The organism is Flagellimonas profundi (genome assembly GCF_017313275.1).
In the GTDB taxonomy this organism is placed as follows: Bacteria; Bacteroidota; Bacteroidia; order Flavobacteriales; family Flavobacteriaceae; genus Flagellimonas; species Flagellimonas profundi.
Genome location: NZ_JAFLNM010000001.1, coordinates 641,850 through 664,332, shown reverse-complemented (window position 1 = coordinate 664,332; position 22,483 = coordinate 641,850). Strand labels below are relative to the sequence as shown.

General features: G+C 35.8%; 24 protein-coding genes. 23 read left to right on the top strand and 1 reads right to left on the bottom strand.

Annotated features, from left to right (window positions below):
* The first annotated feature begins 103 nt into the window (after positions 1-103).
* From dnaN to J0654_RS02920, 3 genes are all read left to right on the top strand, one after another.
* Entirely contained in the window at positions 104-1,222 is a 1,119-nt protein-coding gene (gene dnaN / locus J0654_RS02930; protein ID WP_207026269.1) for a DNA polymerase III subunit beta, read from the top strand.
* 152 nt (positions 1,223-1,374) lie between these two features.
* On the top strand, positions 1,375-2,454 hold the full coding sequence (locus J0654_RS02925; protein WP_207026268.1) for a hypothetical protein: 1,080 nt from the start codon (positions 1,375-1,377) through the stop codon (positions 2,452-2,454).
* 102 nt (positions 2,455-2,556) lie between these two features.
* Entirely contained in the window at positions 2,557-3,534 is a 978-nt protein-coding gene (locus J0654_RS02920; protein WP_207026267.1) for a GNAT family N-acetyltransferase, read from the top strand.
* Here the strand turns inward: J0654_RS02920 and J0654_RS02915 are convergent.
* Entirely contained in the window at positions 3,509-3,871 is a 363-nt protein-coding gene (locus J0654_RS02915; protein ID WP_207026266.1) for a DUF4870 domain-containing protein, read from the bottom strand. The two genes, J0654_RS02920 and J0654_RS02915, sit on opposite strands and share 26 nt — an antisense overlap.
* Before the next feature lie 85 nt (positions 3,872-3,956).
* Between J0654_RS02915 and mnmE the strand changes: the two genes are divergently transcribed.
* The 20 genes from mnmE (at position 3,957) to hypE (ending at position 22,480) form a co-directional block, all read left to right on the top strand.
* On the top strand, positions 3,957-5,327 hold the full coding sequence (gene mnmE, locus J0654_RS02910) for a tRNA uridine-5-carboxymethylaminomethyl(34) synthesis GTPase MnmE (protein WP_207026265.1): 1,371 nt from the start codon (positions 3,957-3,959) through the stop codon (positions 5,325-5,327).
* Between the two features lie 164 nt (positions 5,328-5,491).
* Positions 5,492-6,649: a site-specific integrase gene (locus tag J0654_RS02905; protein ID WP_207027944.1), complete on the top strand. Its 1,158-nt coding sequence runs from the start codon at positions 5,492-5,494 to the stop codon at positions 6,647-6,649.
* Positions 6,650-6,930: 281 nt separating this feature from the next.
* Positions 6,931-7,212 (top strand): helix-turn-helix transcriptional regulator, encoded by a 282-nt coding sequence (locus J0654_RS02900; RefSeq protein ID WP_207026264.1) that lies wholly within the window; start codon positions 6,931-6,933, stop codon positions 7,210-7,212.
* 19 nt (positions 7,213-7,231) lie between these two features.
* Entirely contained in the window at positions 7,232-8,437 is a 1,206-nt protein-coding gene (locus J0654_RS02895; protein WP_207026263.1) for a primase-helicase family protein, read from the top strand.
* 208 nt (positions 8,438-8,645) lie between these two features.
* Positions 8,646-9,497 (top strand): toprim domain-containing protein, encoded by an 852-nt coding sequence (locus J0654_RS02890; protein WP_207026262.1) that lies wholly within the window; start codon positions 8,646-8,648, stop codon positions 9,495-9,497.
* Positions 9,488-9,988 carry a mobilization protein MbpA gene (mbpA, locus tag J0654_RS18245; RefSeq protein WP_237685872.1) on the top strand — a complete coding sequence of 167 codons (501 nt, stop codon included), beginning with the start codon at positions 9,488-9,490 and terminating at the stop codon, positions 9,986-9,988. The genes J0654_RS02890 and mbpA overlap by 10 nt, the downstream gene beginning before the upstream one ends.
* A complete protein-coding gene (locus J0654_RS02880) occupies positions 9,985-10,848 on the top strand; it encodes a relaxase/mobilization nuclease domain-containing protein (protein WP_207026261.1) in 864 nt (287 codons plus the stop codon). Before mbpA ends, J0654_RS02880 begins: the two co-directional genes overlap by 4 nt.
* A 14-nt stretch (positions 10,849-10,862) precedes the next feature.
* Positions 10,863-11,234, top strand: coding sequence for a DUF6730 family protein (locus tag J0654_RS02875; RefSeq protein ID WP_207026260.1), 372 nt, complete (start codon positions 10,863-10,865; stop codon positions 11,232-11,234).
* 236 nt (positions 11,235-11,470) lie between these two features.
* On the top strand, positions 11,471-12,430 hold the full coding sequence (locus tag J0654_RS02870; protein WP_207026259.1) for an NADH-quinone oxidoreductase subunit B family protein: 960 nt from the start codon (positions 11,471-11,473) through the stop codon (positions 12,428-12,430).
* Between the two features lie 15 nt (positions 12,431-12,445).
* Positions 12,446-14,038: a nickel-dependent hydrogenase large subunit gene (locus J0654_RS02865; protein ID WP_207026258.1), complete on the top strand. Its 1,593-nt coding sequence runs from the start codon at positions 12,446-12,448 to the stop codon at positions 14,036-14,038.
* A gap of 79 nt (positions 14,039-14,117) precedes the next feature.
* Positions 14,118-14,597, top strand: a complete 480-nt coding sequence (locus J0654_RS02860) for a hydrogenase maturation protease (RefSeq protein WP_207026257.1) — start codon at positions 14,118-14,120, stop codon at positions 14,595-14,597.
* Entirely contained in the window at positions 14,594-14,911 is a 318-nt protein-coding gene (locus J0654_RS02855; RefSeq protein ID WP_207026256.1) for a hypothetical protein, read from the top strand. The genes J0654_RS02860 and J0654_RS02855 overlap by 4 nt, the downstream gene beginning before the upstream one ends.
* The gene (locus J0654_RS02850; protein ID WP_207026255.1) at positions 14,911-15,177 is read left to right on the top strand and encodes a hypothetical protein; all 267 of its coding nucleotides are present in this window, start codon (positions 14,911-14,913) and stop codon (positions 15,175-15,177) included. Before J0654_RS02855 ends, J0654_RS02850 begins: the two co-directional genes overlap by 1 nt.
* Positions 15,152-16,633: a hypothetical protein gene (locus J0654_RS02845; RefSeq protein WP_207026254.1), complete on the top strand. Its 1,482-nt coding sequence runs from the start codon at positions 15,152-15,154 to the stop codon at positions 16,631-16,633. The genes J0654_RS02850 and J0654_RS02845 overlap by 26 nt, the downstream gene beginning before the upstream one ends.
* Positions 16,634-16,635: 2 nt before the next feature.
* Positions 16,636-16,983 (top strand): hydrogenase maturation nickel metallochaperone HypA/HybF, encoded by a 348-nt coding sequence (locus tag J0654_RS18420; protein ID WP_207026253.1) that lies wholly within the window; start codon positions 16,636-16,638, stop codon positions 16,981-16,983.
* A 64-nt stretch (positions 16,984-17,047) separates the two neighbouring features.
* The gene (hypB, locus tag J0654_RS02835) at positions 17,048-17,749 is read left to right on the top strand and encodes a hydrogenase nickel incorporation protein HypB (RefSeq protein WP_207026252.1); all 702 of its coding nucleotides are present in this window, start codon (positions 17,048-17,050) and stop codon (positions 17,747-17,749) included.
* Between the two features lie 12 nt (positions 17,750-17,761).
* Complete coding sequence (hypF, locus tag J0654_RS02830; RefSeq protein WP_207026251.1) at positions 17,762-20,020, top strand: carbamoyltransferase HypF; 2,259 nt, start codon at positions 17,762-17,764, stop codon at positions 20,018-20,020.
* A 5-nt stretch (positions 20,021-20,025) separates the two neighbouring features.
* Positions 20,026-20,307: a HypC/HybG/HupF family hydrogenase formation chaperone gene (locus J0654_RS02825; RefSeq protein WP_207026250.1), complete on the top strand. Its 282-nt coding sequence runs from the start codon at positions 20,026-20,028 to the stop codon at positions 20,305-20,307.
* Complete coding sequence (gene hypD, locus J0654_RS02820; protein WP_207026249.1) at positions 20,304-21,398, top strand: hydrogenase formation protein HypD; 1,095 nt, start codon at positions 20,304-20,306, stop codon at positions 21,396-21,398. The genes J0654_RS02825 and hypD overlap by 4 nt, the downstream gene beginning before the upstream one ends.
* A 20-nt stretch (positions 21,399-21,418) precedes the next feature.
* A complete protein-coding gene (gene hypE, locus J0654_RS02815) occupies positions 21,419-22,480 on the top strand; it encodes a hydrogenase expression/formation protein HypE (RefSeq protein WP_237685871.1) in 1,062 nt (353 codons plus the stop codon).
* The last annotated feature ends 3 nt before the right edge of the window (positions 22,481-22,483 follow it).

The window sequence follows — 22,483 nt, the reverse complement described above, 5'->3', positions numbered from 1 at the left end:
TCTCTGCTAAATCCATTTGGGATATATTTGTTTTTATTGATTTTAAACGCCCTTTAAGTGGGTTAAATTGCCAAAAAGGCAACTATACTAAAGTATTTCGTTGATGAAGTTTATCGTATCCAGTACATATTTATTGAAACAGCTTCAGGTTTTGGGGGGAGTTATCAACAATAGCAACACCTTGCCCATCCTGGACAATTTTTTGTTCGACCTTAAAGAAAGTAAGCTGACGGTCTCTGCGTCCGATTTGGAAACCACCATGAGTACGGTTTTGGAAGTGGATTCCGATTCCGAAGGAACCATTGCAGTTCCCGCACGTTTGCTTTTGGATACTTTAAAAACATTCCCTGAGCAACCTTTGACTTTTGTTGTTGAGGACAACAATACAGTGGAAATCAGCTCCAACCACGGTAAATATGCCTTGGCATACGCCGATGGAGCGGAATTCCCAAAAGCGGTGGAAGTTTCCAACCCGAGCTCCACCACCTTACTCGGAGATATTTTGGCAACAGCCATCAATAAAACCATATTTGCCGCTGGAAACGATGACCTTCGCCCAGTAATGAGCGGTGTGTTTTTTCAATTCTCCCCAGAGGATTTGACCTTTGTGGCCACCGATGCGCACAAGTTGGTAAAATACCAGCGCCAGGATGTAACAGCTTCCGAAGTGGCGGAATTCATTATGCCCAAAAAACCTTTGACATTGTTAAAAGGTATTTTGGCAGGTTCAGAATCTGAAGTGACCATTGAGTACAACGACAGTAACGCAAAATTCTATTTTGACAACACAGAATTGGTATGTCGATTGATCGATGGAAAATACCCGAACTACGAAGCGGTGATTCCTAAAGAGAACCCGAACAAACTGACCATAGCTAGAAACCAATTCCTGAGTTCAGTGAGAAGGGTTTCCATTTTCTCCAATAAGACCACACATCAAATCCGTTTGAAGATTGCAGGTGCTGAACTGAATATTTCTGCAGAGGATGTGGATTACAGTAACAAAGCCGAAGAAAGGTTATCCTGTGCCTACCAAGGAGATGATATGCAAATTGGTTTCAACTCCAGATTCCTATTGGAAATGTTGAACAATTTGTCTTCCGATGAAGTTTCTTTGGAAATGAGCTTGCCGAACAGAGCGGGCATCCTTACCCCTATTGATGGTTTGGATGAAGGAGAGCATGTAACCATGCTGGTGATGCCCGTGATGCTGAATAACTAAGCAAAACCCCACATAACTTACTGGTATACAAAGGTTAATTACTCAAAATGTGATTTATCGATGAATTGTAGCGTTCATCGCATAAATAGTTTAAGTGAACTTGTTTTGCATAATTTTAATAGAATAAGATTTTAAACCTTAAACTATTGAAGATGAAAAAATTAACACTAGCCGTACTTGCACTGTTTGCATTTACCTTTTTTGCCTGTGAAGTGGAACCTGCAGGTGAAAACTTGGAAGCAGTTGCAGGTAAGGGGCAAATTAAAGCCAAAAAGAATGATAACTCCGTCGAGTTTGATTTTTCTGAAGATTGTCTGAAATCCGAATCCATTCTTTATGCAGGACAGAACATTGAGGTTGGAAAAGTGACAGTTTCCGAATCAGGTGGAAATTATGTAATAACCTATGAAATAACCAATGATGATTGGTGTATTACAGAAACCCACCTTTCTGTTGTCAACTCACCAGAAGAGTTTCCAATTACCAATTCTGGAAACCCTAAAAATGGTGATTTCGAATACTCTGATGAATTTGACTGTGAAAAAACAGTAACATACGAAGTTCCTGTTGGAAAAGGACCTTATATAGCCGCACATGCTGTGGTGGAGTGTGCTACAAGTTCACCCGAGACTATTGCGGCCAATCTTCCCGAAACTGTTGAGTTTTGTACGGTTGACCAAGGACCGGATGCTTATTTAAACATTACCATAGCCGAAGGGCCACTGGCCGGTTCATATGGCTCTTGGTGTATTGACAACGATTCTCCCATTAATCTGGACAACTGTTACACAGCGGATGTTTATTCTTTAGATGATGAGCTACCGGAAGATGCTTTCGAATATCCTGAGAACTTTGACTTGGTGAATTGGTTGTTGAACCAAAACATAGTTGGTGAGCTAAGTCCCTCCAGTGGAGAGGCTTATACCTACGGAGACCTTCAATTTGCCATTTGGAAATTATTGGATGACATTGAAGATGAAGACTGTGAAGCATGTGCACTTGGAGATTTCACACCAGAGCACGTAACCGAATTGGTTGAACTAGCTCAAGAGTATGGAGAAGGATTTACTCCGGAATGTGGTGATGTAACTGGTGTTATTTTGATTTCGGAAGGTGTACAGCCATTAATAATCCCAATACCATTGGAATGCAGTCCTTGCGAGGAAACAGCTTGGGCAGACGGTTGTGATTTCCCTGGAAACAATTGGGCCACTTACTTTCTGTTTGACTAATGCAGCAAGTTCCTTTATTTAATAATTAATGATAAGGGGCAAAATCAATTATTTTGCCCCTTTTTGTTTTTTTAGTCTTTATCATATTAGTTTTTAATACAAATGAAGTTACTAGGTATAAAATCCCATAACTTTTCTTTTGATTTCTTTGAGAAGAACACAGTGCCTCCTTTTTATAAAGAAATTGAAGATGTTCCGAACGCGTATTTTGAAAATAGCACCTTAAAAGATAACAATGTCCACATTGTTAATTGTGTAATGCCTTATATCGGCAAAAGGGAAAGTACTTTAAATAGTTATTATGGTCATTACTCCAAATCCTATCGTTTAGGTTATGCCATGGACTTTTCAAATTCATCTTCCGCAACAGACTATTTAAAGGATGTTTTAGGTAAAAAAACATACAAAAGCATACGTCAGGATAGGCAACGGTTGTACAGAGATCATAACATCCAGTTAAAAGTATATCATGGCGAAATGGATAAGGACCACTATACCTATTTGTTCAAAACACTTAAAGGATATATTCTCAAAAGATTTGAAGGAAGGACCCATACACATACCGCTTTGTCCAAATGGGATTTCTATGTTCCAACTTGTTACGATATGATCTTATCCAAAAATGCCGCTATGTTCGTTCTGTATGATAATAATCTACCTATTGCTATTTCTCTAAGCTTTCGGCATAAAAACATACTTACTGCGGCAATCACTTCCTTTAATGAAAACTATTATAAATACAGCTTAGGTAAGTTAATGTTCGTAAACCAAATAGAATGGTGTTTTTTGAATAATTGCACATTATTGGATACTGGTTGGGGGAACATACCTTACAAAATCAAGTTTTCAAACGCGGTGTTTTATTATGATACAAAAGTCTTCTATCCAAAGAAAAAATTAGCTAAAAAGATGTTGGCTTTCTCTATTAGTTGGGCCTTGATGTTAAAGTATTATTGTATCGTAGTTTTCAAAGAAAAAAGATTTAACAGTCCAGAGAAAACATTTAAAAACAGGTGGTTGAATTTAAGTAGCACAAATATTCACGCTCATCACGTTAGCTTAAAAACCGAATCGTCATAAAATGTGATGGAGACTCACCATTAGATGCCTTGACAGCATTTACGATAGGTAGAATAAACCCAAGGATTCCCGTTGCGATCAACCCCAGAATTCCCAATCCTAAGAGCAATATGGCGGGAATACTGATAATGATATACAGTATAAGACTGATTTGAAAATTGATGATAGCCTTTCCATGCTCGTCCATCCCTTCAACCCTATCTTTGGATGACAACCAAATGATCAAAGGAACAATAAGGCTTCCGAAGCCTATGGCATACCCCAACAACTGGGTCAGATGTGTTACGGCCAACAACGTATTGTCTGTTCTAACTACTTTTTGATTAATGACTTCCATTTTGATTGATTTTGATGATTCACTTTATTAGTATACGAATCACCGAAAATGTTACAAACAACAGCTAATTCGTACTTTTGTATCCATGTCGTATACAGATAACATTGTAGCCTTGGCGACTCCCTCTGGAACGGGTGCCATTGCAGTGATTCGAGTTTCCGGACCGGATGCCATAACCCTAGTGGATAAACTGTTTAAATCCATCAAAGCAAAAAAATTGGTGCAACAGAAAAGCCATACCATCCATTTGGGAAATATTGTGGATGGCGAGAAGGTTCTGGATGAGGCCTTAGTATCCATTTTTAAAGGGCCACATTCCTATACAGGTGAAAATGTAGTGGAAATCTCATGCCATGGTTCACCTTTTATTCAGCAACAGATAATCCAGTTATTGTTGCGAAGTGGTTGTCGTTCAGCATCGGCAGGTGAGTTTACCCTTAGGGCGTTTCTAAACGGCAAAATGGACCTCAGCCAAGCTGAAGCCGTGGCCGACCTTATTGCCAGCGATAGTGAAGCTGCACACGACATAGCCATGCAACAAATGCGAGGAGGATTCAGTAATGAAATCCAAGAATTGCGCCAAGAACTCTTGAACTTCGCATCCTTGATTGAACTGGAGTTGGATTTTTCCCAAGAAGATGTGGAGTTTGCCGATAGAACCCAATTCAACGAGCTCCTAAACCGTATAAGCGAAGTTCTGAAAAAGTTGATAGATTCCTTTGCACTGGGGAATGTGATCAAACACGGGATTCCCGTTGCCATTGTAGGTCAGCCCAACGTAGGTAAATCTACGCTGTTGAATGTTCTGCTCAACGAGGAAAGGGCCATTGTAAGCGAAATTGCAGGTACTACCCGGGATACCGTTGAAGACCATATTAGTTTAAATGGCATCAATTTTAGGTTTATCGATACCGCGGGAATTAGGGAAACGGAAGATGTTGTAGAAAAAATCGGTATTGAACGCACCTATGAAAAAATTGACAAAGCACGACTTATTATTTACTTGTTCGATGGTCTGAACTTTGACAAAGAAGAGCTAGGTCAAATTAAAAAACGTTACCCCAATAAACAGTTGTTGCCCATTTGTAACAAAATGGACCTCTTGAACGAGGATCAAATAAACAAAGTCAAGAAAGAAATTCCCAATGTGCTTTTCCTTTCTGCAAAATTCAAAACTGGAATTTCTGAACTTGAGGAAAAACTTTTATCACTTGTGGATTCTGGGGCATTGAGCGGCGACAGTACCATTGTCACCAATAGCAGACATTATGATGCCCTGTTAAAAGCATTGGAAGAAATCCAAAAAGTAAAAGAAGGTCTGGATATGGAACTTTCGAGCGATTTAATGGCCATAGATATCCGGCAAGCCCTTTATCATTTAGGAGAAATTACCGGAAGTGTTACCACCGATGACCTTTTGGGCAATATTTTTTCCAATTTCTGCATCGGAAAATAGATATTAATTTTATTTGGTTTCATTTGCATTCAAATGACTGTAAATCAAATAATTGTTAAAAATTTTTTGTATCTTACTTTCCTTTGATTTAATAATATTCATACTTTTATTGTGTCTCATGTGTGTCGCATATTTGGCGAGACACAAAAAAATGTGTCATTATGATAAAAGTTCATTTAAGAAAGAAAAAATTAAAGACAGGAAAACAAAGTCTATATATTGAATATTATAAAGGCATAAAAACGCTAGAAAGCGGAAAAATTAAACACCTTAGAGATTATGAGTATTTACAACTCTATTTAGTTGCTAATCCAAAATCAGCCATTGAAAAGAAGAATAATAAAGAGCAACTCCAATTAGCTGAGCAAATTCTCGCAATCAGGAAAGCAGAAGTTTACCAAGGGAAGTACAGGATTCGAAGTGAACATAAAGGTAAGACCACTTTATTAGACTTTTATGAACAAAAAAAAGAGGAACGATATGAGACAAAAGGGAATTATGACAATTGGGAAGCAGCACAAAAGCATTTAGAAAAGTATTGTCCGAAGCATATTACCTTTAATGACGTAGATATTGATTTTATAAAAGGGTTCAAGAAATATTTGAATACCGTTGCAGTAACTAAAGGCAATAAGAAGCTGGCACAAAATACAAAACACACTTACTTTAACAAGTTTAAAGCTGCGTTGCGAGCTGCTTTTGACGAAGGTTATATGAAAGAAAATCTAATAACAAAGGTTAAAGGGTTTACCATGGGAGAATCCAAAAGAGAGTATTTAACTTCTGAAGAATTGCAAAGACTCTCGAGAACCCCTTGTGAAGTAAAGGTATTAAAGTCTGCCTTTTTATTTTCTGCACTTACCGGTATAAGATGGTCAGATATCAATAAATTAACCTGGTCTGAAGTTAGAAATGAGGGAATAGATAGTTCAGGAAATGAAATCTTTCGTATCATTTTCAAGCAGAAAAAAACGGAAGGAATGGAATACTTATATATTTCTAAACAGGCAAGGGAATTACTTGGAGAACGCAAAGAGTCAAATGATCGTGTATTTACCAATCTTCATTATAGTGCCCATATGAATTTAAAGTTATTGCGATGGTGTATGTTCGCAGGTATCACTAAACATATCACTTTTCATTCCGCCAGGCATACAAATGCTGTTCTACTTTTAGAAAATGGAGCTGACATTTATACAGTTTCCAAAAGACTAGGACACAAAGAAATAAGAACTACAGAGATTTATGCCAAAATTATTGATAAAAAAATGAAAGAAGCAGCGCATTTAGTGCCGAAACTAGAACTTGAAAACGTTGAATAAGACTATTTTTAGGTTTTTGCTGTTAATAACTTCATATTTCATCATTTAGGCCCATTTTATTTACTTTCAAATCAAACGCTTTACAACTTTAATTTATGAGCTTCATGAATTTTGGATTCATTTGCACTTAAATGAATGTATTTGACTGTTTATCAGTTGTTTGTGAATAAAAAAATTAAACAAAACCAACCTTATACCTTCTTTCTTTTTACTTTTATTTCAAGAATTCAACAAAAAGAAACAAAGCGCTTTGTTCATTATTAATCTATAAATAGAAGAAAATGGACAATATTAAACTAGAAGAAAAACTCGATAGAATTGAGAGCTTATTATTAGGCTCTAAACAAGTACTTACTTTAGAAGAAGCGTGTGATTATACAGGTATATCACGCAGCTATCTCTATAAACTAACTTCCGCTGGTATTATTCCTCACAGTAAACCAAATGGTAAAATGATATTTTTTGATATCAATCGCCTAAATGAATGGCTTTTACGGAATGACCGAAAATCCAAATGTGAAATAGAGGACATGGCATTAGACTATGTTTTAAAGAAAAAATAAACATCTAAATCACATCATCATGAAGGCAATACCATATATAAGGGTAGGAACCTCCTATTATAAAAAAGTCCAAGCTCCTACCATCGCAGGACATTTTAATGAAATACTGGTATCATGGAGTATTGAAACCATACGGCAAGATCATGGTAAGTCTTATTTAAGTAAAATTTCAAAGTATGATGGGTTTACATGTATACCAAATCATATTGATTTTAAGCAGGAATACAAAGACTTTTATAATATCTACTCCCCTCTTAGTAAAAAACCAAAGGAAGGATCAATTGATACCACTTTGAATTTTGTAAAACACATTTTTGGAAAACAAAATGAATTAGGACTTGACTATTTACAATTATTATATGTAAGACCTATTCAAGTATTACCTATTCTTTGCCTAGTATCTAAAGAAAGATCGACGGGGAAAAGTACTTTTCTAAAATGGTTAAAGGAAATCTTTGATAATAACCTTACATATTTAACCAATGATAGTTTCAGCAGTCAGTTCAATTCCGATTGGGCAAATAAACTATTGATTTGTATTGATGAAGTTTTATTTAATAAGGAAGAGCTTACCGAACGGATCAAATATTTAAGCACAACCAATATTAATAAGTTAGAAGCGAAAGGCAAAGACAAACGTGAAGTTGAATTCTTTGGAAAGTTTATCCTTTGTAGTAATAACGAAGATAACTTTATTAAAATTGATGCCAACGAAACCCGGTTCTGGGTAATTAAAGTTCCTATTATAGAAAAAGAGCGTACGGATTACCTGGAAAAGCTTATTTCTGAAATTCCTGCCTTTCTCCATTTTCTAAAACAAAGACAGCTTTCTACTAATCATTTAACACGTATGTGGTTTACTGCACAGCAAATCAAAACAGTTGCTTTAAAAAAATTGGTGCAACATAATCGTAATCGCGTTGAAAAGGAGTTGGCGAGTATCATTTTAAGTGTCATGGAAAAATTTGATTTAGAAGAAGTACATCTATGTCCTATTGATGCCTTACATGCATTGAACAAGACTAGAGTGAAAACAGATCTAACACAGCTCAGACGATTATTAAAAAAAGACTGGAAATTAAAGAATCAAGACAACTCTAATAAATATCAAAAGTTTCAGATCTGGAGTGATGGAGATATGGATTTAAAAGATGCAAAAGGAAGGTATTTTACCATAGAAAAGCCTTTCCTAGTCCAAAATTTTGATGAATTGATGACAGATTGAGCCGAAGCCAATGTTTATGAGGCTTAAGGCCGTCATCACTTTGTCATCATTCTGTCATCAAAATAAAAAGTGATGACAGAAAATAATGTAAAAAACTCAAAAATGATGACGTGATGACAAAACGATGACAGAGAAAACTCACTATTTATAAGCCTTCCAGAGGGGTTGTCATCAAATCATCAAAAATGTTCTAAAAAATGAAGAGCTCATGAAAAAAGAAAAAATAAACTGTAAAAAAGCTCGAAATATTTGCCTGCTCCAGGTGTTGGCAAAACTCGAGCATTTTCCCAAAAAGGAATCGGAAAAAGAAGCTTGGTTTCTAAGTCCTTTACGGTCAGAAACACAAGCCTCTTTTAAAGTCTCTAAACTAAAAAATAGATGGTACGATCATGGTTTAGGGATTGGAGGAAATGTCATAGACTTAATCATCGAAATTTTGAATTGTTCGGTTAGAGAAGCTCTTGACTTTTTGAGTAAGGAGATCACTCTCTTCTCTTTTCAACAGCAGCACTTTATAAATGATAAAAAAAATGATTTATCGATTGTAAATATTCAACCAATTCAACACCCAGGGTTGGTGAATTATATCACTTCGAGAAAAATACCCTTATTTATAGCAAAGAACTATTGTCAAGAGGTCTGGTATAGAAATAAGGACAAAACATTTTTTGCACTAGGATTAAAAAATTATGATGGCGGATGGGAGCTTCGAAACAAGTACTATAAAACATCAACTTCACCTAAGACATTCAGCTATATCAATAAGGGTCATAAAAATGTATTGGTAACCGAAGGGATGTTTGATTTGTTATCCCTAGTTAGTATACTAAAAGAGAAAATAAAAGAAGTGGACATCTTAGTCCTCAATTCGATTGCATTTGTAAATAATGTTGTTCCTACACTAATGAATTATGAAAAAGTCCTACTCTATTTAGACAATGACCGATCAGGTGATTTGGCAACAAGTCATCTATTAGATACATGCCCACAATCTCATGATTGCAGGGAGCTTTACAAAGGATATAAAGATGCTAATGAAAAGCTAATGTCATGGATTTAAGAAAGAAAAAATACAACTCAAAAACAGTCGATAAAACGATACTTCACCTAACTGAAGAACATTTAAAAGATGGTAAAACTATTCTTTTAGATATTTGTGAAAAAGATTTGTTGGAAACAAATTCGAGATGTGTGCCTGTGGGCACAAACTCGATTACTCCCGATGGTCGCAATGAAAAAAAGAGTCGGTTTAAGCGGAAAACCGAAGTGATTAAATTTAGGTGTACTTCTATGGAAAAAAAGCTATTGAAGAACAGGGCGAAAAGATCTGGATTGACATTGAGCGAATATTTCAGAAGAGTAGCGTTTGAAAAGAAGATCACGGAGCGATTGACAGAAGATGAGATTTTGATCTACAGCACCCTGGTGAAGTTTCATAACAACTTTAAGTCCATTGGAAATATGTATCGTAAACGAAATCCTAAACTCACTGAAGAAGTGTATCGATTAGCCAATGAAATAAAATCACATTTACAAAGATTGTCGCCATGATAGGAAAAGGAAAAGCTATTGCCCATACCCAAGCTTCGGTGGCTTATGGATGGAATCAGGAGAAAGGTGCAGAAGTTGTCTTTAAACAAGAGCTGGTTGGGGATAGTCCTAATGAGATAACCCAGGAGTTTAAAATGGTCCAGGACCAGAACTATCATTGTCAAAAGAATACACTGTCCTTTGTGATCAGCCCAACCATAGAAGATGGAAAACGACTACAACAAAAAGATTTTGAAATGATCTGTAAGCGATTTCTAAAAGAAATGAAATTGGAACAAAGACAAGCTATTGCATTTGTCCATAATAATAAAGAACATGCACATATTCATTTGTATGTAAATCGGATTGATTTCCGAGGTGTAGCTTACAATGATAGCTTCATTGGTAAGCGAAGTCAATATGCAGCTGAAAAAGTGGCGGAGCAACTACAATTGACTACTGTTAAACAAGTACAATTTGAAAAGCAGTTTTTATTGAAAGAGGTTCGACAGGAAATCAAGCGAAGACATGAATTGAGCCTAAAACAATTCACTCCAAAGAATTTTGAGAGCTATATCAAAGCCATGCAGAACAATGGTGTAAAAGTGTTGCCGAGCATCAATAAATCGGGCAATATTCAAGGGTTCCGATTTGAATTTAATGGTTACAATTTGAAAGGTAGCGAAGTACATCGTAGCATGACTGGAGGCAATATCGGGCAGCGACTTTACGGTCAATCAAATAGCGTAATAAAAAACATAGCTCCAGTAAAAGTGTTGGATAAGGCTATTCCATTAGCACCAAGATTGGCTTTAAGCATTGTAAAGAAAGTTGCAAAACGAGTTGTGAAACATTCTATTGATGCAGGAATTGGAATTTAAAAAAAATTATAAGTATGACTAGAATTAAAGAGTATATGGAACTATTAACTTCTGAACTGGAAGAATTCCGCGATGATGTAAATAGGTTGGAAGTTATTAATGATCAAATCAAGGATGTAAAGGTCGCTATTGATTTATCTGAAATCAAACCTATCTTAGAAGCATATAACGAACAACTAAAAAGACAAAGTGAACTACAAGAAAGGCAATACAAAAAATTTGAAGCTTTGTTTAAAAAAGCAGGGGTCTATCCTAAATGGGCGATTATAACCTTTATTCTTGCTATTCTTATTTCAGTATTATCATTAGTATATGCTTCTAAAACTAAAATGACCTTAGAAAAATTCAGAGGCATAAAGCAAATTGAAAAGGTTATTTCTTTCTAAGGATAAAATTTCTTCATTGATGAAACTTAATTTTAATTACTTATATAATTTTTGATTGCCAAAATATGAAGTATCATTTACCAAATGCAATTTTCTTTTTCTGACTAAACTTTTTATGGGAAAATGATTTATTCATAATTTTCATATCAATATTTTAATAAAATATTAATGTTAGATCAATTAATTTTAAATTACTATATTTAATCCGAAATTTTTTTAACTAACCTTTAATTACTATGGCAAACGTTTTATGGTTACAAGGGGGAGCATGTAGTGGCAATACTATGTCTTTTCTTAACGCGGAAGAACCAACCGTTGTAGAGCTCATCACTGATTTTGGTCTAAATATACTTTGGCATCCAACAACTGGATTGCAAATTGGTGACCAAGTACAGGATTTACTAAGAGATATTATTGCAGGTAAAGAGCAAATGGACATTCTTGTTTATGAAGGTTCATTAATTCAAGGACCAAATGGAACAGGATCTATGAATTATTTTGCTGACCGTCCAATGAAAGATTGGATTAAAGAATTATCTGAAGTAGCTGGCTATGTCGTTGCCATAGGAGATTGTGCTACATGGGGAGGAATTCCAGCTGTACCACCTAACCCGAGTGAATCTACTGGTTTGCAGTTTCACAAAAAAAATAAAGGAGGTTTTTTAGGTGCTAACTATGTTTCTAAAGGTGGTTTACCAGTAATCAATATACCTGGTTGTCCAGCTCATCCAGATTGGATTACGCAAATACTGGTAGCAATTGCTGTTGGTCGTATTGGTGATGTTGTAATTGATGATTATCATAGACCAAAAACATTCTTTACCGATTTTGTACAAGATGGATGTACGAACGTTACCAATTTTGCTCAAAAAGTTGACGGTAATTTTGGTAAGCGCGGTGGTTGCTTATTCTACGAAGTTGGTTGTAGAGGTCCAATGACAAGAGCAAGTTGTAATAATATATTATGGAATAGACAATCGAGTAAAACACGATCTAATCATCCTTGTTTAGGATGTACCGAACCTGGCTTTCCGCATCACGATTTAAAGAAGGGAAGTGTGTTTAATACAATGAAATATATGGGTGTATTTCCTAAAGAAGTTCCTACAGGGAGAAATAAAGTTGCATACTATTTAGAAGCTGGCTTCCAAAAAGTAATGCCTACGAATAAACGAGTAATGGAAACCTCTAAATAATTAAAACAACTAAAGATGTCAGTAAAAGAATTAAATATATCACCTGTAGGACGCGTTGAAGGAGATTTAGACGTAAAGGTGTACATTGATAATGGTAAAGTAACCCGAGCCCATACGCAAGCCGCTATGTTTCGAGGTTTCGAGAAAATTATGGCGGGTAAAGATCCGCAATCAGGACTTATTGTAACCCCAAGAATTTGTGGTATTTGTGGTGGTTCGCATCTATATTGTGCTTCATCAGCATTAGATACCGCCTGGGGAACGAAATTGTCACCTAATGCACTACTTTTAAGAGCTATTGGGCAGGCTTCAGAAACACTACAAAGTATCCCGAGATGGTACTATGCGATTTTCGCTACCGATTTGGCAAATAAAAAATATGCCAACAAACCACTTTATAAAGAAGTGGTAAAGCGGTGGTCTGCTTATGTTGGTGAAACTTTTCAAATAGGATTAACAGCCAGTGGGCTTCCTGTTCAAATTTATGCACTATTTGGAGGTCAGTGGCCACATTCAAGTTATATGGTACCTGGTGGCGTAATGTGTGCACCAACATTAAAGGATATCACCAGAGCACATGCTATTTTGGCGCAATTTAAAAATGATTGGTTGGAACCTGTGTGGTTAGGCTGTTCCATTGAGCGTTACATGGAAATTAAATCATGGGACGATATGCTGGCTTGGGTAGAAGAAAACGACTCACACAAGAACAGTGATCTTGGATTACTTATTAGAGCTGGACTCGAATTTGGTTTAGATAAATTTGGACAAGGCGTTGGTAAATTTTTAGCAACCGGAACCTATCTTCATAAAGACATGTATAACAACCCAACCATTGAAGGACGAAATGACGCACTTATAAGCTCAAGTGGATTCTTTGATGGGGAAAATTGGCATGAATTCGATCATTTAAAAGTAAGCGAGCATGTGAAGCATTCTTGGTACGATAATCAAGAAGATGGCTTGCATCCATGGGATGAACCATTACCTACACCTGCAAAGTCGCAAGTGCTGCATGATACAGATTTTGATGGGCAATACTCTTGGGCAAAGTCACCCAGATACGATGGGCACGCCTGTGAAACAGGGCCATTAGCACGGGTAGTTATGAATGCGAATCCAAATAACAAAGAACATCAAATACGTGATCCTTTATTTGGAGATATTATCAAGAAGTTAGGGCCAAGTGTATTTACACGCGTTTTAGCTCGTGTTCATGAAGCACCAAGAATCTATAAATTTATTGAGCAATGGCTTTCTGAAATTGATCTTGATGGTGTCTTCTACAACAAACCTGTTGAAAAAGACGGCAAAGGTTTTGGAGCAACCGAAGCGGCACGTGGCGCTTTAGCACATTGGATTGAAATTAAAGATGGTGTGATAAAGAATTATCAAGTAATGGCGCCAACCACATGGAATGTGGGGCCACAAGATGGTAATGATAATCCAGGCCCTATTGAAAAAGCATTGATGGGGATAGAGATTGAAGATCCTGCCGATCCAGTAGAAGTTGGTATTGTTGCACGTTCTTTCGACTCATGCTTGGTATGTACTGTACATGCTCATGATGAAAAAACTGGAGTTGAATTGTCAAAATTCAAACTGTAACAAAAAGATTATAAAATAGTTACATAAAACTTTCTTAGGGTAACACTTAAGAAAGTTTTTTAATTTTAATAAAGTTAAGATGCAAATTGCAATTATGGGGTTTGGCAACCCAGTACGTAGTGATGATGGTGTTGGAATGTATGTTATTGAAAAGCTTAAGGAGCACATTGGTGATAATGAGGTAATCAATATTTTCGATATGGGAACAGCAGCTTTTGAAGTACTTTTTGGATTAAAAGGACATCAAAAAATTATTTTAGTGGATGCTGCCTTAAATACTAATGAACCTGTTGGAACACTTTTTAAAGTTCCTGCCGAAGAAGTGTTGAGAGCACCCCAAGATGATCCTTTGGTGTTTCTACATGGCATGAAATGGGATCAGGCCTTGTCTTACGCTAAAAAGATTTTACAAGATGAGTATCCAAACGATATTCAGGTGTATTTAATTGCCATAGAGAACACAAAATTAGAAGTAGAATTAAGTGATGCCGTAAAAGATGCAGGTGATAAAGTTGTTGAACATATCCTAGACGAATTAAAAGTTTTAGAAGTATTGTGAACGAAAAAGTAGCACTAAAGTCATCTCACATTTTTTTAGACAGCAAGCTGGTAGAAACTGTTTTTAAAAATATTCATTATGCTTATGTAACGTATGTAAAAACTCAAAGTAGATTGTTAATCACACCAGTAAGCAGTCAATGGTTCGTTAAAATGTACGAGCCAACCCAATTTTTATTGAAGTCAAGAAATTTAAAAGGAGATAGAACGCTTGCAATTCGAGAAATTTTAATTGATAATGATTTAGATATGACTGATAGAGTGCTTGAGTATGAAATAGTGGAAAAAACAAATCTTATAAAAGTCAATATGTAATGACAAAACGTAATGATCCAAAAGATGCATGGTTATTAGATGCTGAAGTACAATATAAGATTGAAGAAATAAATAGCCGTTGGGAAGTATCATTAATATTTATTGACACTAAGGATCCTAAACATATATTAATCAAAAAAATAGGTGACTACAGATCGAAGCGCTTGGCAGAAGTGTATGCTAAAAATATGCAGCAAACAGCCGCAAAAGATATTAGAGGAACTCAAAAAGTAAACAAGGATGATTACGATATTAACAGCAACTAATTTAAAAGAATCCATACACGAGGTAATTTTGACAGTTAATCGTTTGGACGAGTTGGTTGTTATTGTAAGTAACCCAGAAGAAATTGATCCTACATCTAAATTACTCACAGTTGAAGATGACGTTGTTAGAACATCGCTGGATTGGAATGATACAGAGCCGCCTTATATATTTCCGGAAATTGCTTTTAATGCAAATAATCTTTTGGCTATCATTTTTTATAAACTAGGAAATCAGCAGAAAGCATTAGAATTTGTTTCAGAAGACAATAGCCTATACAATGATCTTTTAGTGGCTACCCATCTACAGTTTGGTTACGATATTTCTGATCCTATGTTTTCTAAAATAAGCACCTTAGTTAACCAATGTATTGTCCAGCATTATGGACAATATACTAATCGCTTCACTATTGAAACCTTGAAAAAAATGTATGCTGAAGCCATAGATACGGCGATTCATGATGAATTAAAGGTGTTTATCGCGAAACATTACAGTAACTTGCTTTTAGATGTAAATACCTATCAGGAAGCAGAACAGTTGGTACGTTCGCTACAGGACAAAGCCATCTCGCCCGAATCAAAAAATGCCTTAAATGTTCAATTAGCTTCTGCATTAATGGCACAATTACAATTACCTTATAAAAAAGATGAATTAGAAGAAATTTCAGAATTGCTCCATAAAGGCATTAAATTTTATGAAGCAAAGCACCAAAAGGTAAATGCTGGGCTGTTATACGTAGACGCTTCCGAAATCGCCAATTTCCAGGGAGACTATATTGCTTCAAAAGACTTAATAAACAAAGCTATTTTAATTTTTAAGGAAGCTGATATTCCTGAATTTTTAGGCGAAGCTGGTTTACAGAAAGCTACCTTATTATATACTTGGAGTAAGAATGGAAGCCCTCAATATTATAAACCGGCTATAAATGCGTTTCAAGATACGTTAAAGGTGTTTAAGCGAGACACGCATCCTCAAAAGTTTGCAGATGTACATCATAATTTAGCACTTATTTATTCCGAAATTCCTGTATCCTCCGAAGAAAAGCCAATTTGGACAGCCTTTTGCGCATCATCTTTTAAGGAAGTATTGAAGTTTTACACCAAAGAAGATTATCCTTACGAATTCGCCATGGCAAGTCATAATTATGCTACCGCTTTAATGAGCTTTCCCGAAGCCAAATTGCACAATAATTTAGATAAAGCTTTTGGTATGTTTGAAGATGCTTTAAGTGTTAGAACAGGAGTTGCATATCCTTTTGAGCGTGCGTTAACTTTGGTGAATCAATTAGAGCTCTACTGGATTATGCATAATGAAAATAGTGAAGAAGAAGCCAAAAAATACAATGCGATGCTCAATAAAGCGAATGAAATACCTCAATTGGTTACCGATAGTGCTTTAATTGAAAAAGCAAATGAACATATAGAAGCATTAAAAAATTTAAAAACTATACTGAATTAACTATGCACGAAACATCCATCGTTAATAGCATTATGCGAACTTTAGAAATGGAGTTTGAACAAGAAAAATTGAATAAGATGAAAGCAATTCATCTTAAGGTTGGTATATTATCTAATATTGAGCCTCGATTGTTACATAATGCCTATAGCGCTTACCATATCACAAATCCAGGCTATCATCGTGTAGCGCTTCATATAGAGTCAACCAAACTAAAAATTCAATGTGAGGTGTGCAACCATATTACAGATGTTAAAAATTATCGGTTCATCTGTGATAATTGTGAAAGGCCCAGTAAAAATGTGATTCAAGGTGAAGAAATGTTAATCCATAAAGTAGAATTTGACGACTAAAAATAAAATTGAGCAGAACTTGCAAGACTCTGAGGCCTGTAAGGTGTAATAAAATAAAAATATTATGAGTATAGAAAAATCCACAAAAGCAGCTCGCGGAACAGCACAATGCGAGAATACCAATATTAATTTGCTAAAGGCAAATGACTTTGTAGCAGATATTATTAAAAAGGAAATGGCAAAAACCAACACCTTGTTGGTAAATATTACGTCCTCTGCCGGGAGCGGAAAAACCACACTGATGCAAAAAACGGCGGAAAAACTTAAAAACAAACTAAATATAGCCGTTATGGTAGGCGATTTAGAAACCGAGCGTGATGCCGAGCGCATAAGAGAGACAGGCATCCAAGCACTACAAATTGTTACTGGCGGTATTTGTCATTTGGAAGCTCAGATGATTCATCAAGTATTAGATCAGTTTGATTTACCGAATATCGATCTGCTTTTTATTGAAAACGTAGGAAACTTAGTGTGTCCTGCTTCTTTTGATTTAGGTGAAGACTATCGTGTCACTTTAATGGCTACTACCGAAGGTGATGACAAGCCAAAAAAGTATCCACGCATGTTTTTAACAAGCGATATGATGCTGGTTTCAAAATCCGATTTACTACCTTATTTACCATTTTCAGTAGAGGCTGTCACCAAAGATGCACGAGAAGTGAATCACGAATTAGAGGTGATTCAAATTTCTTCTTTAACTGAGGAAGGTATTGATAAGTGGTGTGATTGGCTCGTTGAAAAAGTGAAACAGAAGCAACAAGTTTAAGGTGTAGCTTTTGTGATTAAAACGTTTAAAATACAAATAAATGGACGAGTCCAAGGCGTGGGTTTTCGTCCCTTTATTTTTAACCTTGCGAAAAATAACCAACTCGAGGGAACAGTTTCAAATAATGAAAAAGGTGTTATTATTTATTGTAACGCCTCAAAAGAAGATATAGATAAATTTTCAAAGGATATTCTTCAGAATAAACCAGAAATAGCCATCATAACTTCTTATAAAATCGTTGAAAGTACATTTACTAAATTTGACGGTTTTACCATTATTCCTTCAAAAACACAGGCACAAATCAATGTGCCATTAACACCAGATTTTGCAGTTTGTGAATCCTGTAAAACCGAACTTTCGGACTCTAAAAACAGGCGTTATAATTATCCATTTACAACCTGTGTGCAGTGTGGGCCACGCTATGCTATTACAACCAAGTTCCCGTTTGAAAGAGCAAATACATCGTTATCAGGATTTGATATGTGTGAGGCTTGCCATGCGGAATATGCCAATCCAAACGACAGACGATTTCATTCACAAACAAATTCTTGTGATTCATGTGGGGTACAATTAAAATTAGTAACAAATGTAGAAGAAACTATTACCAAAAATCAAATAGAATGTATAAGTACAATTGGGCAATATGTTTCCGAAGGAAAGATCATTGCTATTAAAAACACGAACGGTTATCTTTTGTGCTGTGATGCTTCAAATCCAGAAGCCATCAAAAAGTTAAGAGAAAGAAAGAAAAGGCCCAATAAGCCTTTTGCAGTATTGTATCCTTCAGTTAAAACAGTAAAAAAAGAGTTTCAATTATCATCTCACGAAGAAGAATCCTTACGATCCAGAGTTTCACCCATAGTTATTCTTCAAAACACTAAAAACACAAGTATATCTGTAAGCGCCATCGCACCATATTTGAACCAGACAGGTGTGATGCTACCGTCTTCTGCACTATTGCAATTGATAATGCAAGAAATTAAACAGCCCATTGTTGCCACCAGTGGAAATATACATGGTTCGCCTATTATTTCTGAAGAAAAAGAAGCTAATACACACTTAAAAAATATTGCCGATTGTTTCTTGCATCACAATCTCGATATTCAATTTCCGCAAGACGATTCTGTAGTAAAGTTTGCCGGTAACATAGAGCTTATTTATAGGCGTTCAAGAGGATTAGCACCAAATTATATTGATGCTAATGTAAAATCTACAGAACCAGTTTTAGCAATGGGAGCACATTTAAAGAGTACAATTACTTATGTCCCAAATACGCAAACTTATGTAAGCCAATACTTGGGAAATTTAGATAATTACGATGTTTTAAAGCGTTATGAAACAACTATTGAAAGGTATATAAACTTATTTGAAACCCAACCAAAAACAATTCTTATTGACAAACACTCACAATACCAAAGCAGTGTTTTGGGATACGAACTGGCTTCAAAATACAATGCTGCTATTCAAGAAGTTCAGCATCATAAGGCGCATTTTACAAGTGTTTTGGGAGAGCATGATGCATTCGATACTAATAAAAAAATATTAGGAGTTATATGGGATGGTACGGGCTTGGGTGACGATAGTCAGATTTGGGGAGGCGAATTTTTTATTTACAAAAATTATAAAATTGAGCGTTTAACACATTTTGAATATTTCGATTGGTTGGCTAACGACAAAATGGCTAAAGAATCTCGTTTGCCATTATTCAGTCTATTAGATGATGAAATGAAGCCTTTTATTAAAGATAAGTTTACTGAAACCGAATGGAAAGTCTATTCAAAAACCATCAAAACCAATAACCTAAAAACATCCTCTGTAGGAAGGTTGTTTGATGCGGCAGCTTCGGCCTTGGGTTTAGTAGATATAAATACTTTTGAAGCTGAAGCGGCAATGCGACTCGAAGATTGTGCAAACACATACTCAAAAAGCTATTATATTGATTTTTTACATGATAAAACTTATGACGAAATACCATCCAAATATATTCTAAATAAGCTTGTAAAAGCTTACAGAGAAGGGTTTTGTAAAGAACGATTAGCTTATAGTTTCATCTACACTTTGGCAAAATCTATTATAAGAATCGCTAAAAAGACTCAAATAAACACAATTGCCTGTAGTGGTGGTGTTTTTCAAAATGCACTGTTAGTTTCAATACTTTCTCAGGTGGCAAGAAAAGATAAAATAAATTTAAAATTAAATCGTAAATTGTCTGCTAACGACGAAAATATATCGTTCGGGCAGTTGATGTATCATCAACATATAAAAAATTAAGTACTATGTGTTTAGCAATTCCAGGAAAAATTAAAAGTATAGAATTACAACATAACGGCTTGGTGAGAATGGCGAAGGTTTCTTTTGGCGGCATTATGAAAGAAGCCAGTTTAGAAATGCTACCAGATGCTAATGTTGACGATTATGTTTTAGTGCATGTGGGTGTGGCAATAAGTAAAGTTAACGAGGAAGAAGCTAAAAAAACGTTTGAATATTTAGAAGAAATTGGCGAGTTAGGCGAGCTGGAAGATGTTGAAGACTATTTACCTAAAAAAGAAGAGTCATGAAATATATGAATGAATATCGAGATCCTGAATTAGCAAAGAAGTATCTCGAAGAAATAGAAAAAACGGTAACACAACCTTGGGCTATCATGGAAGTTTGTGGTGGGCAAACACATAGTTTGGTTAAAAATGGTATTATAGAAATGTTACCAGAACAAGTAACCATGATTCATGGCCCAGGATGCCCAGTTTGCGTAACACCATTAAATTTAATTGATAAAGCCATTCATTTGGCGTTAAATGAGCATGTGATTTTATGTTCGTTTGGCGATATGCTGCGTGTACCTGGTTCTAAAATTAATTTATTAGAGGCCAAAGCGAAAGGTGCAGATATTCGCATTCTATACTCGCCATTAGAAGCAGTAAAAGTAGCTGAAGACAATCCAGATAAGGAAGTTGTATTTTTTGCTGTGGGATTTGAAACTACGGCACCAGCCAATGCATTATCTGTTATTCATGCGCACCGAAAAGGTTTGACTAATTATTCCATTTTAGCGTCCCATGTATTGGTACCACCGGCTATAAAAGCAGTAATTGATGATGATGAAAGTAATATAGATGGTTTTTTAGCTGCTGGGCATGTATGTACCATTATGGGTAATTCCGAGTATCATCCACTTTCGGCAACTTATAATGTACCAATTGTAGTTACTGGTTTTGAACCTTTGGATGTCTTGCAAGGTATCTTGATGGTAATTCGTCAGTTAGAAGCAAATAAAGCTGAAGTTGAGAATCAATATTCAAGAATTGTGAAAGAGGAAGGCAATACCGAAGCTCAAAAAATGATTTTTGAAGTTTTTGAAATTAGAAACCAGCTATGGCGAGGCATTGGCGAGATTCCTGAAAGCGGTTATGCCGTTAAAGAAAAATATGCCGCCTTTGATGCCAACATAAAGTTTAGTATCTCAATCGAAGAAGCACCAGAACACCCAGATTGTATTTCAGGACAAATTATGAAAGGTATAAAGAAACCTTATGAATGCCCTCAATTTGGAAAAAAATGCAAACCCTCTTTTCCACTTGGCGCACCAATGGTGAGCAGTGAAGGTGCTTGCGCTGCCTATTATCATTTTTCCGGTTTAATAGAAGCATAATACATTTTAAATAAAAATAAATGTCGGATTCAAAGAAAATACGAATGCAGCTGCAATGCCCAATGCCAAAATTAGACTTCGATGTTATAACACTTGGGCATGGTAGTGGCGGCACATTAACCAATAAGCTACTGGACAGTGGTGTTTTTGATGTATTAAGTAATGATATTCTTAATGAAAGACATGATGGTGCCTTTTTAGAAATGAATGGAAAAATGGCATTTTCTACAGATAGTTTTTTAGTATCTCCTATTTTCTTTCCCGGTGGAAATATTGGCGAACTAGCGGTTAACGGCACCGTGAATGATTTAGCCATGTGTGGTGCTACTCCAAAGTATTTATCCTTAAGTTTTATCATAGAAGAAGGCCTTAAAATGACAGAGTTTTGGGAGATTTTAGTTGCCATAAAGAATGCTTGCGAGAAAGCGGATGTAAAAGTAGTTACAGGGGATACTAAAGTAGTAGAAAAAGGCAAAGGCGATAAAGTATTTATCAATACCTCCGGTATTGGTAACATTCACCCAAAAGCGCATATCAGTGAAAAGAATATCAAAATTGGAGATAAAATTATTGTTAGTGGTAACATAGCAACACACGGTATGGCTATTATGTCAGTTCGCGAAGGATTGGAGTTTGATTCCACCATTGAAAGCGATACTATAAATTTGAATCATACTATTTCAAGATTAATAGATGGGTTTGGTTCAGCTATTCATTTATTAACCGATCCAACCCGTGGCGGCGTGGCTACAGTTTTAAAAGAAATTGCTTTGTCTTCTAATATTGGAATTGATATTTTTCAGAAAGATTTACCAATAGATAGTCAAGTAGCAAGTGCCTGTGAATTATTAGGGTTAGATCCGTTATATGTCGCAAATGAAGGGTTATTTTTAAGCTTTGTTGATGCTTCTATAGCCAATTCATTTGTAGAAACCTTACAAAAGGATGAAAATGGCACCAATGCGAAAATTATAGGAACTGTTGTTGAAGCACACCCAAAACAAGTGATTTTGGAGAGCGCCATTGGTGGCAAACGCATGGTAAGTATGCTTCCAGGAGAACAGTTGCCAAGAATTTGTTAGCCT